Annotated in this window: 20 protein-coding genes; 2 read left to right on the top strand and 18 right to left on the bottom strand. The window is 43.9% G+C overall.

Features of this window, described 5'->3' with window-relative positions; genetic code table 11:
* Positions 1–107 precede the first annotated feature (107 nt).
* On the bottom strand, positions 108–776 hold the full coding sequence (locus QUA71_RS07045; protein ID WP_333283608.1) for a cadmium resistance transporter: 669 nt from the start codon (positions 774–776) through the stop codon (positions 108–110).
* Positions 777–1,137: 361 nt separating this feature from the next.
* On the opposite strand from QUA71_RS07045, the gene QUA71_RS07040 reads away from it, so the two are divergent.
* Positions 1,138–2,286 (top strand): aliphatic sulfonate ABC transporter substrate-binding protein, encoded by a 1,149-nt coding sequence (locus QUA71_RS07040; RefSeq protein ID WP_333283606.1) that lies wholly within the window; start codon positions 1,138–1,140, stop codon positions 2,284–2,286.
* A 245-nt stretch (positions 2,287–2,531) separates the two neighbouring features.
* On the opposite strand, the gene QUA71_RS07035 is transcribed toward QUA71_RS07040, so the two are convergent.
* From QUA71_RS07035 to QUA71_RS06960, 16 genes are all read right to left on the bottom strand, one after another.
* Entirely contained in the window at positions 2,532–2,786 is a 255-nt protein-coding gene (locus tag QUA71_RS07035; protein WP_333283604.1) for a hypothetical protein, read from the bottom strand.
* 211 nt (positions 2,787–2,997) lie between these two features.
* The gene (locus QUA71_RS07030; RefSeq protein ID WP_333283603.1) at positions 2,998–3,588 is read right to left on the bottom strand and encodes a C39 family peptidase; all 591 of its coding nucleotides are present in this window, start codon (positions 3,586–3,588) and stop codon (positions 2,998–3,000) included.
* Positions 3,589–3,592: 4 nt separating this feature from the next.
* Entirely contained in the window at positions 3,593–3,811 is a 219-nt protein-coding gene (locus QUA71_RS07025; protein ID WP_333283601.1) for a hypothetical protein, read from the bottom strand.
* Positions 3,808–4,065, bottom strand: coding sequence for a hypothetical protein (locus tag QUA71_RS07020; RefSeq protein ID WP_333283599.1), 258 nt, complete (start codon positions 4,063–4,065; stop codon positions 3,808–3,810). Before QUA71_RS07020 ends, QUA71_RS07025 begins: the two co-directional genes overlap by 4 nt.
* Positions 4,062–4,463, bottom strand: a complete 402-nt coding sequence (locus QUA71_RS07015) for a hypothetical protein (RefSeq protein ID WP_333283598.1) — start codon at positions 4,461–4,463, stop codon at positions 4,062–4,064. The genes QUA71_RS07020 and QUA71_RS07015 overlap by 4 nt, the downstream gene beginning before the upstream one ends.
* 96 nt (positions 4,464–4,559) lie before the next feature.
* Positions 4,560–4,898: a hypothetical protein gene (locus tag QUA71_RS07010; RefSeq protein WP_333283597.1), complete on the bottom strand. Its 339-nt coding sequence runs from the start codon at positions 4,896–4,898 to the stop codon at positions 4,560–4,562.
* A complete protein-coding gene (locus tag QUA71_RS07005) occupies positions 4,898–5,218 on the bottom strand; it encodes a hypothetical protein (protein WP_333283595.1) in 321 nt (106 codons plus the stop codon). The genes QUA71_RS07010 and QUA71_RS07005 overlap by 1 nt, the downstream gene beginning before the upstream one ends.
* A 431-nt stretch (positions 5,219–5,649) precedes the next feature.
* A complete protein-coding gene (locus tag QUA71_RS07000; RefSeq protein ID WP_333283593.1) occupies positions 5,650–6,018 on the bottom strand; it encodes a hypothetical protein in 369 nt (122 codons plus the stop codon).
* 3 nt (positions 6,019–6,021) lie between these two features.
* Positions 6,022–6,378, bottom strand: a complete 357-nt coding sequence (locus QUA71_RS06995; protein ID WP_333283591.1) for a hypothetical protein — start codon at positions 6,376–6,378, stop codon at positions 6,022–6,024.
* Positions 6,379–6,519: 141 nt separating this feature from the next.
* Positions 6,520–7,458 (bottom strand): hypothetical protein, encoded by a 939-nt coding sequence (locus QUA71_RS06990; protein ID WP_333283589.1) that lies wholly within the window; start codon positions 7,456–7,458, stop codon positions 6,520–6,522.
* Positions 7,445–8,398: a hypothetical protein gene (locus QUA71_RS06985; RefSeq protein ID WP_333283587.1), complete on the bottom strand. Its 954-nt coding sequence runs from the start codon at positions 8,396–8,398 to the stop codon at positions 7,445–7,447. Before QUA71_RS06985 ends, QUA71_RS06990 begins: the two co-directional genes overlap by 14 nt.
* A complete protein-coding gene (locus tag QUA71_RS06980; RefSeq protein WP_333283585.1) occupies positions 8,376–8,723 on the bottom strand; it encodes a hypothetical protein in 348 nt (115 codons plus the stop codon). The genes QUA71_RS06985 and QUA71_RS06980 overlap by 23 nt, the downstream gene beginning before the upstream one ends.
* Positions 8,716–10,482, bottom strand: coding sequence for a hypothetical protein (locus QUA71_RS06975; protein WP_333283583.1), 1,767 nt, complete (start codon positions 10,480–10,482; stop codon positions 8,716–8,718). Before QUA71_RS06975 ends, QUA71_RS06980 begins: the two co-directional genes overlap by 8 nt.
* 3 nt (positions 10,483–10,485) lie before the next feature.
* Entirely contained in the window at positions 10,486–11,094 is a 609-nt protein-coding gene (locus QUA71_RS06970; RefSeq protein WP_333283581.1) for a hypothetical protein, read from the bottom strand.
* 2 nt (positions 11,095–11,096) lie between these two features.
* Positions 11,097–11,870 carry a hypothetical protein gene (locus QUA71_RS06965; RefSeq protein WP_333283579.1) on the bottom strand — a complete coding sequence of 258 codons (774 nt, stop codon included), beginning with the start codon at positions 11,868–11,870 and terminating at the stop codon, positions 11,097–11,099.
* Positions 11,870–12,574, bottom strand: coding sequence for a hypothetical protein (locus QUA71_RS06960; protein ID WP_333283577.1), 705 nt, complete (start codon positions 12,572–12,574; stop codon positions 11,870–11,872). Before QUA71_RS06960 ends, QUA71_RS06965 begins: the two co-directional genes overlap by 1 nt.
* Positions 12,575–12,758: 184 nt before the next feature.
* Here QUA71_RS06960 and QUA71_RS06955 point away from each other — a divergent pair, with 184 nt between their 5' ends.
* Entirely contained in the window at positions 12,759–13,649 is an 891-nt protein-coding gene (locus tag QUA71_RS06955) for a hypothetical protein (protein WP_333283575.1), read from the top strand.
* 116 nt (positions 13,650–13,765) lie between these two features.
* On the opposite strand, the gene QUA71_RS06950 is transcribed toward QUA71_RS06955, so the two are convergent.
* A complete protein-coding gene (locus tag QUA71_RS06950; protein ID WP_333283574.1) occupies positions 13,766–14,062 on the bottom strand; it encodes a hypothetical protein in 297 nt (98 codons plus the stop codon).
* Positions 14,063–14,074 lie beyond the last annotated feature (12 nt).

Here is a 14,074-nt window from a genome sequence, read left to right as displayed (position 1 = left end):
TTTTAAGTCGGGAAGTTTTTCCATTCCTTTATCTAATGTCTATCTCGTCTTCTTGTCAAGGGGGTTGAGCAATTACATTTTTTCGATGTTTCGATCGCATGAGTCTGTCAAGCGTTCGGTAGAAAAAGACGATAGGATTCGCTGTCTATCAGAATTCTGAAACCCAGCCACATCAGCACAAAAGGGAAAATCTTGCTAGCATAACGGCTGAGAATCAAAGCAATACCAGGTAGATGCGTCAGAGTATAGGACATAAACAGCCAGCAGCAAATAAAAAAATAGCAAATCGGTACGATCACAGCCAGATTTTGAATGCTGCTACTAGCAAATAGGGGAATATAGATGCCAAGATTGTTACCACCGTTAGAAATCGTGACTGCGGAAACACGATAAGTCTGCGGATCGCGAATTATTTCCCAGAGCGATCGCTGCCGAGAATCAAATCCGCGAAATTTAGAGTTTCTTTTCAGATTATCTGACTTATCTTCGGCTGAATCATCCTTGTTAAGGTTGAGTAAATTATTCAAGCCAATCAGTATCGGCAGAATCCCCAGTAGCCCCGTCCAAGTTGAGGGAATTGCTAGCCCCAGCAAGAAACCAACTAAACTTATCATCACCAATACCGTGAACCCTAGAAGCTCACCAACCACAATATGTTGAGGACGAAAAGTACGATTAACCTCACTGAAGAAGGCCGTCAGATAAATGTTGTCGTCAAACGTTGTTGCGACAGCAACAGCCAGTCCGATCTTAATTGTTGCAATTAACCAATCCATTAGCATCTCTCACTCAACACCTATCCGATCGCCGAAACTACGGATTTCTCAATCGTTGTGGCAAACCCCCACAATCTCGATATGATAATGTGAGTATCGCATATTGGGTGTAACGAGCAAGCAAATTTGGTAGTTTATCCGTATCAAGCGGTGCTTTGACTCGATCCCGCATCTTCAGCTCATCCAGCGTCCATCACCTGTGTTTATCAAAGGAGTCATTATGATTAGCCGTTTGATTGACCTTCTGCCTAGAGGCGCAGGTCAAAATATCTTACGGTCGCTCAGTTCGTCGGCCACTCGTAGATCGGCAGCCTATCGGTTTGCAGGTCTGTTTTGTATCGGCCTGGTCTCGGTTTTAGTTTTGAGTCTGGCTTTTGACAGTCATGCTGTTGCCGCTTCTGCCTCTGGCAATGTACACTCCCCTCTAGTCAGTCAGGTAAATCAGGTCAAATTGCCTAAAGAATCAACAATCCGGTTACTGGAAACGGTGGGGCTGTTTGTGGGGGGCATACTTTTTTGTGTATTTTTGGATCGCTGGTTTTCTAACCGTTCTGCTCATTCGGGCAACACACCCTTAGCTGAGCAAGCGCGGCGGCTCAAGCAACTCAAAATCGGTTATCCAGAGGGTATGACAAATCTGGAAGTCCTGCGTGCTAAAGGTTGGCTCGAAAGCCGTTTGCGACCATTTGGGCTGAGTGTTACTTGGACAAGCTTCTTATCAGCTTCTGCTCTGATAGAAGCATTAAGCAATGGGACGATCGATTTCTGCGGCGGCGGTGGTACGGCCAGCATCTTCTCGCAAGCAGCGGATCATGTATTTGTGCGGGTGGCTAAAGAAAAATATACGGCTCCCAAAGGTCAAGCGATTCTGGTACCAGAAGACTCTCCGATTCAGACGCTGGCCGACCTGAAGGGTAAGAAGATTGTTTTTGACAAAGGCTCAAGCGCCCATTACATACTTGTGCGAGCACTGGCAAAAGTGGGGCTAGAGTTTAGTGACATTGAGCCAATTTATCTGACCCAGCCACAGGCGCTACCCCTATTCCGCGCGGGTGAGGTCGATGCTTGGGTGATTTGGGTTCCCTACACGACCACTCAAGCCCGAAGTGCTTATCCAGGGCGCTCGATTGCAGACTTAGAGAGCATCTTTGGTGACAAAGCCTCTTTAGAAGTTCCGACCTATTACTATGCAATTCCAGAGTTGGTACGCGACTATCCCGACTTGCTCAAGGTGATTTTAGAAGAGGTAAATGAAGCGGGAGCTTGGGCTAAGAAACAGGAATTAGAAGCTGCTGTGCGATTGGCAGAGCACCATGAAATAGATCCATCCATTGTAGAAATTTTACAGCAACGTAGTGCCGAACGCGCTATTATCCCGATCGACGACCAATCGCTCACGGCCCTACAGCACCAGGCAAATATGTTTAAAGATTTAGATCTGATTCCTGAGCGGGTGAATGTGAAAGATGGAACCTATAGCTTGCAGACCAAGCAAAACTGGACTTATTAATCTGACAATTACACTCAAGTGTAATTTTTGTCTGATATCAAATCCGCCCTTCATCGTCGGGCGTAAAATCGAGTCAACCTTCAACACTCAACATCATTCTGTTTTTCGACCCCGAGTCAACAGTCAATAGTCATCTGGCTCGTGCAACCGGAATTGATATGACCTATCTTTTTTTTAGCACAAGTCGGTCAAATATTAGCTCTCCCTGGGTTTCCGGCGGGGTTGTCACCCCCCCACCGGCAAACCTACATCTTGATTAGCTGCATTGCCCGCACTTTGCCTAAAAAAAAACCCTCAACTTTGTGAGGGCTTTGCGATGCCAGGAACGAGACTTGAACTCGTGACACGTGGATTTTCAGTCCGTAGGCAGCAATCACGCCGTAAATCCACTGCCACTGAGAATTATTAATTTTGTCAAAACACGTCGCAATCACATCATCCGAGGGTAAATTGCGGGGCTGTACTTTTGTTGGGGAGTACGAGCCAAGTAAATCACTCACATAGCTACACGCAAGCTCGGAGCCACCCTAACTTTGGTAAGGGCGTGGCGGGTAGTTGAATTTAGGATTTTCTTAAAAGAGGCTGTTGTGACTGCGCGCCCTTATCATTTAAAACCCTATCAGGGATTATTTGAAAGCGGCCATCTCTTGCACGAGATTTCAGTGGGTGTCCCCAGCGTCAATGCTGCCTCGGTTCGCCGCTAATTAAAACTTACAAACCTGTGGGCTTGCCTGCAATTTTAGTAAAAACTCGACCCCAACCATCTGAAGCTGAAGCCCAAAGTTGTTCCATAATTTCAAAACTGTACCGATCGTATTTTCCGCTCTGTCCGCCGATCGCTTCATAATAATCGGCAATTCCGGCGCGAACGCCGTATGGATCGTGAACCCAAAAGCATTTTTGCTTAGTATCATATCCAACCAAGCACACAATATGCCCCGAACCTTTGTAATGCAAACCGACAGGCATCGGTAAACGTCGATCCAAGCTTGCGATCGCATTTTGCACCCCAAGCGACGTGCTGAAATAGCTTTCGAGTCCGAGGTCTGCTAAAGCTTGACCGTTAGCAGAATGATCCGTTGTGTCGCCATACCGATTAAGAATTTGTCCGTAAGCCGACTCTGGTTCATTTAGCCCCAGCCGCTTCGCTCGTTGGTCGAGAGATTCTAGACCACGATCGGCAAGGATAAAGTTAGCGGCCATGGCATTACTGGTGAGGCAGCACTGGCGGCTACCTGTTCCAAAATAGTTAGCGTCGTTGTCAACTTGGTTAAAATAGGGAACTGATAATTTAATCGACATATTTTTACAGGTTAATTTTACTTTCTATTTTTGTTTCTATTTTTGTCAAGATTAGCAGGAGTTTCCACAGTTTAGGCTCAACCCCTGGTGCATCCTGTAGATGGCGTGTAACAATTGCTAACAAGTACCCATGTTCAATCGCTACAACGCGGTGAGCTTCCAATAATTCTTTAAGAGTGACTGCAGGTGACTCTAATACGCTGTAGGCTTCCCATAGATTCATTTTGATTGGTCAATATCAATTCTATCTGCGTGATTTACCCGATTTTGCGGGCTACGACCTTGAGGAGAGAAACCACCAGCGGCATAACCTCCAAATGCTCCTCCAGCACCTATAACATAAGCAAATCTGTCTCCAACTAATCGGTCAGAATTAAAAATGGCGCACAAGATAATAGTCAATCCAGCCACCCCAAATACATAAGGGGTAAATGAACGTGCCAGTTCCGATATGGCTTCAAAGCTTTCTGATTTCATGGTGGTGGCGTAAAATCGGTATTAATTTGCTTGTAGCGTTCTAGAGCTTTTTTTTCTAGTCTGGGATTTGCTTTCCTTCGGGTATATTTAATTTTTATTCTTTCTTCTGGTGGTTTTGCAAGATACTCTTCTATTTGATCGAATCTTTCGATATGAATCTCCGCAAGTCCCTCAAGCACGCTAATTCTTTCTTGTTGAGCTCTTAAAAGATTCTCATGGTGTTGGGCGGTAAGTTGCGCTGTGGCTCTTTCTGTCTTAGCCTTATCTTCAGCTTGAGTTTTGCTCCGCTCAGAATCTCTGATTGCGCGTTCAATGACTCGCGAAGCTTTATATAGGGCTCCAACAATAACAAGTATGCCACCTATATTGGTAATTAAAGTCGTCCAATTAATACCCATTATGGCGGATGCTGTTGAATTAAATTGTCGAGCTTACCTACCCTTATTAAAGTGTGAGGTGTTTTTTATTAGCTGAGAAAAACACCTCACATTAAATCAAGTGGGAGTTTGCCAGCCAATAACACTAGATTCAGCTATTTCTAGCTTTGACAGAAAAGATACTGTATAGGTAATTTTCTGTGTCTTGATATTGAGCTGATCGGTATCAAGTAAGCTTCCTATTATTGGAGTTGTTACCGTTTGCACTGCGACCGCTTTATCAGGGTTTAGGTTATATACTGTTTGCGCTTGGTAGTATCCGACCAAACAGTTATATATTAACTCTTCAGCGTTTTGCAAATAATCATCTGCAATAATTCGGCGTATTTGTCCGGCTAACTCTTGATTCGGAAAACCTGCAAGCCAAGCTTCAAATTCAATAGGTGACTCTAACATTAGATAATTGTTGGTGAGGTACGAGGTGTACTTTTGGCACTTCCAAAGGAGCGAAGCACACTAACTTGGTAACTAACAGGTTGCAAAGGTGCACCGTTAGCATCAAATACGATAACTCCTGTAGCGGGGTTGCTGACAGAGTTAAGGTAAGGCGGTGCTGTTTGCGTTTCATTGAAAGCTATTTCAGCTTTATTGTATGCCGCTACAGCATCCTCTAAGACTTCGATAGGGGTGACACTGGTGCCAAACCCTGCAAATTCAGCTCCCACAGTTGTGTTGTTGAATTTTGCGGCCCATTGAGCGTGAGAAAATTCTGGCATGATTTTTGGTGTAAATTAATTGTCGATAAATGCATCGATCGACACTTGAAAAGGTTTATCTAGCGAATGTCCTTCCCAGTTTAGTTTGTGCCAGAAAATTCGTTTTATAGAAAGCCTTCGCGAAGTCCAGGGATTATCTTGGAACTCGGGCAAAGGTTTTTTTTCTATTAACCGCGGCTTTTCTTTAACATAAACTTTAAATGATTGTTGTAAGTAACTAAAGCCTCCACTATCGTCGCGATACAAAAGTTCGCATTGCAAGTAACTTTTGTACCCAACGTTGGGATTGTTCCACCTCTGCCAATCAGTATCAAATCGAAATCTTAATAAATTTCGGCTAGAGGTATCTTTGCTTAACAATTGCTCTTGCGTTGTAACGGGCAAGTTTAAGCAAAGATCGTCCCAGATACCGTAGGCGTCAGTAAAAGGCATTAGCTAAGAGTTTGCTTAGTTCTGTAGGTCGCAGATACTACTTCTTTGCCGTTAATAAGCAAGCCTGAAGGATTTGTCCGGCACTTATTGACAAAACTATTAGCATTTTCGCCAGAGCAATAAACTGTAACGGACTGTCGGCGGTTTCCAGTGCCTGTTGCTACTGACACATTTATTGGCACTAGCCAACCTACGCGTACTAATTCTCCGATTTCGTAAACTGGTGTTGCTCTTGCAGCAGCAGTACCAATAGCGACAATACCTGCTGCCGTCCCAATAGCACCCGCATATAATGCTTTTGAAGCATTAAAAGCTGCTATATCCGTACCCACAGGAGCTTTAACTGTCCAAATTTGAGATCCTGGCATTTATTATCTCCTGTGCGCTCTGCGAATAGAGCCTACGCTAGTAATTGTGTTGCCCCCATATAGTTTTTGACCAATTTTGCTCATTGCACCGGCAACTTCTTTAGTAGAGCAATAAAGTTTAACTGTGCCAGCGGGTTTGGTAGCCGTCCCTTTGACTCCCGCTCGAATTCGAGTAATTTCTCCTGAGCCAAGAGCATCGCTTACGCTCATTAGCTTGGCGTTTGCCGCCCCTGGGTCGGCAACAGGGGTAAACCCTAAATCAGCAGCAATAGTCGAGTATGATTTTGAGATTTTTAACATAAAGTTGCCCGTCCCTCGCAAGTAGGGGCAAGTTACGAACATAGCGTCCGCATCCTTCATAGCGTTTCCCATTGTGGTGGATAGGTCTACGCTACTTAAAGCCTGATTGGCTTGGCAATACTCTGATCGTACTCTGACTCTATCGGAAACCCTACGGGTTTCCGACTTTGTTTCTAGTCTAAAAAAATAATAATGTCAGAATTAGTCATAAACTACTGAACCGCGCTCAACTAAAGCGATTGGTTTTGGTAATTTTGCCAATTTAATTTCGGCACGCCAAAAAGCAACTTCAACTAAAGGGCGTTCTACGTCTTGACGGACAACTTCGCCCAATACAGTAATATCTGGCGGATTTACAGGAAAAGCTGCTGCTTCATCTGTGGCTTGACTCATTCGGATTTTGGAGGTGTCTAGCGCTAAATCCGCTACGGCTAAAATTTTTGTTAACAAGGCTCGCCCTGCTGTTTCATTTCGACATAGCCACCACTGACCGTCGAATCCTTGCCAGCGATTTTGATAACTAAGAATTTCTTTACCTTTTTGCCAAACAAATAAATTAGGAGTAGCAAATTGCTCTTTAATTTTACGAGCATAGGTTTTTAAATCTGATTTTTCTATTAGTGAAAGAGGAATTTTAGGATCGTCTGTTTTGTTCATTATTCTGAATGAGGTTTCAGCTTCTGCTCGTTTTTCACCCCTAAAATAAAGTTTAATTTCTGGTTGACCTTTAAGAGGCGGCCAATGCTTACTTTTACTTCGAGACGCAGACTCTCCGCCACCTTCGTATTCTAATTGATGGATATGCTGAATAATTTTATCTGCCGTACCACTCAAAGGAATTGATTCATTTTCCGCAGACCGATCGCGCCAGTATTCACCTTTGATAAATCCGTTTGTATTTGACCACTGCCGCCAGCGTGGCTTTTTACTTGCATCGCCCCGCCAAGCTTTCTCACCTGTTGCTGGGTAATTACCCAAGGCGCGATTTTCTATATCTTCAGGAAATCCATTTTCCCAGCCTTCAAACCACTCGTCAAAATTAATAGAGGTCTGATTGCCAAGTAATTCATAAGTGGCAATAGTTTGCTCAATTTTTTCTTTTAAATTATCAATATTTCCCGTAAAATTAATCTTGGTCATCGGTTTCGTTGATTAACAAAGTTACTTGTTGTTGGCGCTGCGCTTGGTAGTCAGCGTAGCGACGGGATGCGATATCATCATCAATTGTTTTAGTGACTACATAAACCGCCTCCGAAAGTGTATCCTTAAAGCTATCAAGTACATCATCTGCCCAATCTTGCCATTTCTCTGGAATGTGTTTTTTTATAAAATCTTGCTGGCGACTCATGAAAGAGTCAACTGGTAGCGCTTCATTGATAACACTCCCGCCAAAAAATCCTGCTTTTCTGGCTGACAAAATTGTTGCTAAAATGCCATTCTGAACAGCAACACTTTTAGCATTGAGCAAAAAAGATCTCAATTCGTCCCGTACTTCTTCACCTCCCTCTTCAGCTAAAGCAGCAGCAATTTTTCCCGACAGCACCGGAACTGCAATTCCGCGAATGGCTGAGCCTCGCAGTTTATTGTTTCCGGTAGCTTTGCCGAGCGCTCCAAGCGTCGCACCGATCGCCAAATTAGCAAAAGAGATTAAACCCCATGCAGCCATTTGCCCGACAGCATCCCCAGAATTCATTAAAAGCTGCTCGTTGTTGGACTCAATTTGTTTTTTAATTTCTTCGTCGGTACTATTCCAATCAAACGACTCTAGTTGTAAGTAACTACTAACTAGAGTTGTAGCAATCTGCGTAATGCTGGCAGTTAAAGTGTTGAGCGCTTGCTGAAACAGAAAGCCGGCGAACTGCTGAACCCTGCCGATGATGTTTCCTAAAATTCCGCCACCGCCAGCAGTACCCGTAGTGATTCCGGGATTATTGCCGTCGCTACTGGCGCTGATGTCGATCGTTCTAGTACCGCCGAGGTTTTGAGTGTTTAAGATTCGCGTGCGGCGCGATCGCAGTTCTGCAAGTTCGCCCAGCACGATCGGCGTATTGTTCATGTTATTTAAGCGGAGCTGTAGCAACCGCAGTGCTCACAGTAAATTGCGCTGCTACCGAATGGCGGCCGACTACCGTTCCTGTGCTGCTAGGTGTTGACCACGACGGATCGGCAAAAGCATTTAATTTGCTGCCTGTCGGTAAAGTGCTGTTTTTCGTTGTTTGGGCGCGGTTGCACGCATCCAAAAGTTTATAGCAGAATTCAACCACTCCTAAATTACTTAATAAAGTTAAATTAGAAGTTTCACCCGATACTTTAGACACATCAACGCAAATGCCTTTACTTCCATCTACAAAAACAGCTTCGGGAGTTAAGGCGGCTAATACTTCAGCAAAACTTAAATCATTCACTCTTTGGCCTCTTGATTACAAAGTTATTTCCGACAATTTCACCCGCCGCTGGGGTATCTACTCTAATTTTAAGCTCAAGTCCTGGGTTTTGAGTTTTTAGTGAGGTTTCCAGTTTTTCCAGTTCTTTCTCGGCTTCCCTCTTGGCTTCTGCAGCGTCGTATTTCCGCTGGTTTCTGGCATAGTCGCCAACAATTTCTTTGGAAGCGTCCATTGCAACCGCAGATTTCGAGATCTCGCTGTTACGTAGAATGCGATCGAGTACGGCTTGGAAGTCGAACGGATCGTCATCCGTGTAAAACGCGACTGATTGTTTAGAGGGGGTGAGGAATTTTTTTAGATTGAAATTAGGACTGTCGGAGTCCATCGGCGTAATTACGCTATCAACAAAAATAGAGCCAAAGCCTGTCCTAATCCCAAAGAACTTGATAATACACTCGGCATTTTTCTGAGCAATCACTGCTGCCGTTGTGGCTTTTGTGGCCGCGACCGCTGCGTGACTCGCTACAGATACGGCGGCGTCTGCATCGGTTGCAGTCTGAATTGCAATCCCTGTAAGCTCAGCCAAAGCTTCTGAGATATTCTCAAATTTTAAAGGCTGCCGTTTTGCGCCGTCCACGATCGCAATATCGATCGGCCATTCACCTTGTATTGCATCCTGCTGCTTAATGTGCCACTCGAACCACTCAGCGAAATTTTCAATGGGCAGCGCTGGCACGGCATCGGCAACAGAGTCGTCATTAATTAGGGAATTAGGCATCAGCACTGGGTAGCGCGCATAACCGGCCCTCATATAATTAGCCGCGACCAAAGCGGCGATCGCCTCAACTAAATCTTTAGGAATCACAGGCACCAAACTAGGGCCGGGAGCGACAAACATTTTCGCCCCAATTTCTCGGATTAGTTTTTCAGGGCTAAAAGTTTTCACTCCTAATGCTTTTTTAACGGCTTGCTCAACATCAGCTTTAGTTAGACAAGGACAGCTCATATCGCATTCCTCTGGTGGTTGCGGGGAACTGGGAGAAAAAGGTGCTTTAGGTGGTATAGATATTGCTGGAGGAGCTTTTTCATATCTGTCTGGAATTGTTGCTATTGTTCCAATATAAGTCCATGGTGTTTCGGGAGATTGATATCCAAACCAGTTAGATTCAGCCAAAAGTTCTTCTGTTCTTGTGGTAGAAGGGTATATAAAATTAACATAAAAATAGCTCCCTAGTTTTCCGTTACGCTCTGTCATAAAATTCGTATCTAAAGATTCACTTCCCCGACCACCTTGAGTTCCGGTACCTTCATTAATAAAACCTCGCTCAACAGCGTTTCCTAGTTTGTCTGTAGATGAGGAACGATTGTCGTAATGTTTTTCTCGTCCTTCGGCCCATGTACTAATCATAGTATTAGGCTCTTGAAAAGCATAACCGTGATACCCAAAATAAGTAATTGTACTACCTCCTAATGCAGCAATTGCTGCTGCATATCCCTTGGCCGCTTTTCCTTGCGTTTTGGTTACACTTGGAACTATTGCCGCTGGATCTGGTCGCTTTGGACACCTTAAACCCGATCCGTACCACTCCATCGCACTTGCAAACGATCCATCTGGACACTCGATATACGGCACGCTCAAAGTTTCTAAAAGTCCGTAACCTGTATAGGTTCTGACTCCCAAATCTACAGCAGCACCTAAACCTAAAGCGCTACCAAGTCCTGCGCCCCACTTTCCAATCGCGCCGCCGATACCGTTGCCAATTCCTTTGCAGACACTCATAAATTACAAAAAACAAGCTTGACTAACAGTTTGGATCGACTTTTGCCCGACGTTTGTATAAGCACTCATATTGATACCCTGCGACGGTACAAACGAGCTTAGAGATTCGGCTACAGAGGCAACAGTTTGGATACCTGCTGCAGAAGTGTTAGCAACTTTTGCCGCTTGCGGTAAAGTTGTCGAAGCCCTGCCGATTACACCTATAATTATAGCGTTTAATTCTTTTTGGATATCTTTTTGTACTACTTCAATTTGTTGGTTAACGCTTTCCGGTAAAGCCGTCTGCTGCAAAGTTGTTAATTGAGCGGTAAGATTTTTAATAGTTGCCGAATTGTTAATCGTTTCTTGAGTTAGTTGCGTAATGTAATTTGTTATTATTAGCTGTACTTTTTGCTGCATTTCTTGCTGAGCGCGAACTAACTGCCCTTGAGGGTCGCAGTTGTTGCGTGGGATGTTAACTTGAGTAGCGGCAATTATTTGATTCAGACTGTTAACCACGATATCCTGACCGGGCTTACCTTGTTCAGCTTTGATAATGTCGTTAATAATGCCCCCGTTTTTGCCATTAACAGGAGCCAAACCCCCAACGGCCGGTGAAACAAATGCTACCATAATTAATATCCGTAAGAAATATTTGCTAGTTGTTTAACGTTGAAATATCGAGAATCTAAATTAAACTCAAAATTTAAAAATAGATTAGTAGAATTGCGTTTTAAGCCTATACCTAGTCGAGGTACAATATACTCGTTGCTTAACAATGCAGTATTTATTTCTACTACCGTCTTAGTGTTTTCAGAGTGCGTGCTTATTTTATGAAAATTAAATGAATCTTGAATCCAAACATAAAATAAATTATCATCACTACCACCTAAATCTAACATCGTAGGAGTTTGAATAGCAAAATAATATTTTGTCTGAGGTGCCATTTTTGTAATAAGCAGGCAATTTTCTTCGATCGACACTGTTGGGTTCAACAATCCGAACAAATTACCTTGCCAGTTTTGAGCGGATCGACCAGAAATTATAGTGAGAGTTGAGGTTCCTTCGTTTTTACCTAACTTAATCCAGTTGACTCCCTCTGAATACCACAAATCCTTGGTCTGAATATTTTGGTAAACTATTCCTGACCTGTCGCGCGATGTTGGCGGATTTTCATATCCCGATTCAAATATAACGACATTGTTAGGTAATTGAGGTGTGTTGTAGGCTGTTGGCTGAATCCAAGTTAACACGTTGTTTCGTTTAACAGAATAGTAGAGATTTTTACCCACGGCTACAAATTGGCCCTCCCATTCAGGCGTCGGCATTGGTGAGCCTTCAACAAGTATTTTTATCTTGGCTTCGTGAATTTGCTCGCCTCGTAAGGCACTGTGAAAATAATCTGGCATTAATTTAGCTCAACTCCATTAAATGTTACTTTCCCAGCGGTTACTTGGAGTTGTGCGCCGTGTCTCAAAATTGGCAAATCAAAAGGCATTTCGATCGCTTCAAACATATACCGCTGCCAAATTTCCAAACCCGATCCAAACCAAGTAGTACGCGGTACAGCAATTTGAATTTGTCCGTGTGGAGAGGCTATTATTTGCCCGATAAAAGTTACATTATCATAAGAACTAATTTTTACCCTGGCTTCATGCTGCAAGTCACCGTGCAAATTAGCGTGCTCCTCTAAAGTAAATTCTAGCCTTTTGCGCTTCAAGTCCGGGTCAAGCACAAACACGTAATTTTTAGGTGGTTGTAGAGTTGGCACAGTAACACCGATGCCGTAGTTCACAAAACCTTCTGGCAGCGTCCAACCAAAATCCCACCACCAATCGGCACTTAACCAGCCTACGTTAGCCGATCGCCGAGCTAGTTTTTCTTTCACCGTTTCCGGATCGGTTGTTACCGCACAACTAAGGCAGCATGGAAAAAAATCATTTTTATCAGTCATGCAAGTTTTTGGACGGGGAACGTAACCGCCGATTTTCCTAGTCTTTCTCCACAAAGCAGAAAAGTTTTTGTATCTGACCGTCGGATGTAGCGGCAGTATTTTTCCCGCTGTTTCTGAAATGCTATTATCTGTATATGCTCTATTTCTGACTTGAAGCATGGCAGTTGCACAAAGTATTTTATCTCAAATCAATAGTAGCAATTACAGTGCCCCGATCGCCACTGTTTATAAACCGCAATCCGAACACAGCGGTTTCATAACAACACTGAGGCTTACCATTAATTTGAATTCGATCAACGCAGCCGTATTTCCCTACATCCCGGACGACACTCCGGCCGATGTCTTGCAGGAAATTTTAAACGAAGTAGCCGAGAATACTGAGTTTAAAGAAATTATAATTTATTTTAAAAAAGGTGATGGGGCATGGATCGAGCGTGCCCCAATAAGGATTTTCAACAAAGACCCTTACTATGACGTAAATCTTATCCGATTCTTTTCGGATGCAAATACAATAGATGTGGCCGAAGATTTGAGCATTGGAATTCAGCTAAAAGTCGGCAACGTGTTAACAGCAGCAGATAATATTTTAATTTGGGGTACGGTTGTTGAAGAAAAAAAAAATAACGGCAACGAGGAATTAGAAGCGCGTATAGCAGCTCTTGAATTAGCGTTATTTGGCCGCTTGACGGACTTATCGCCGAATACTCTTCTAGGTCGCAATTCTGGTACAGGAGTAGTCGAGCAAATCGCTCAAGCAACTTTTGCCCAACCCAGCGATATAGTTACCGCTACAAACGCTTTAATTGCTGGTGCACCGCCAAACCTCAACACGCTAGACAAATTAGCGGCTGCGATGGGTGACGATGCAACCTTTGCTATTACCCTTGCGGCCGCATTAGGCAACAAAGTTAATATATCGGGAGATCAGGTCATTTCAGGGATTATCAAATTTATAGGGACTTATGTTGGGTTACAGTCGGTCGCGCCTGGATTCTGGCTTGATGAAACAGACGGCACCAGAGGGGCCTACATAGTTTGCAACGGCGGATCGTTAAGTGTTCAATCTCGCGGTACAAATTTTGGCGCTTTTGTCGCCAATTTGGGATCTGTGAATCTAACAAGTGGTGCTGTAACACTTAACGGAGGAATTAATTTGACTAGCTTACCCACTTCAACCACTGGATTAGCAGCAGGTTCAATTTGGCGGGACGGAACAACACTCAGGATAGTCTAAAGATTCGTAATCGAACGGTCATGAACACACAAAAAATCGGCAGACTACTAAACTAACCCGCCGATCGTCCTTTCTACATTCCACCCTCGATTTTCCTTTGATTGCCGACTCAATTGCTACTTATGACGCTCGATCGCTAGCATCGCCCCAGCACCCGCACCAGCGCATCCCACGGCTATTACGGCCAAATCGGGCTGGATAATTTTCCCCACTACACAACCGAAAAATAAAGCTGCTATCACAGTAAGTGGCCAGTATTTGATCTGGCGTTCAAGTCGCTCAATGCGATCTCTAGTTGACGTAAAAAACAGGTCGATCTCGTCATTTTGCCAAGCTAACTGCTTATTTAACACAGCCTGCTTTGCGGCGCCATACAAAGGTTTTCCGTTTTTATCTGTAAGTTTGATACTCATGTAACGCCTCTA

Source organism: Microcoleus sp. MON1_C5 (genome assembly GCF_036701875.1).
GTDB lineage: Bacteria > Cyanobacteriota > Cyanobacteriia > Cyanobacteriales > Microcoleaceae > Microcoleus.
Note: the sequence above shows the minus strand (reverse complement) of the source record. Positions and strands in the feature narration are given on the sequence as shown.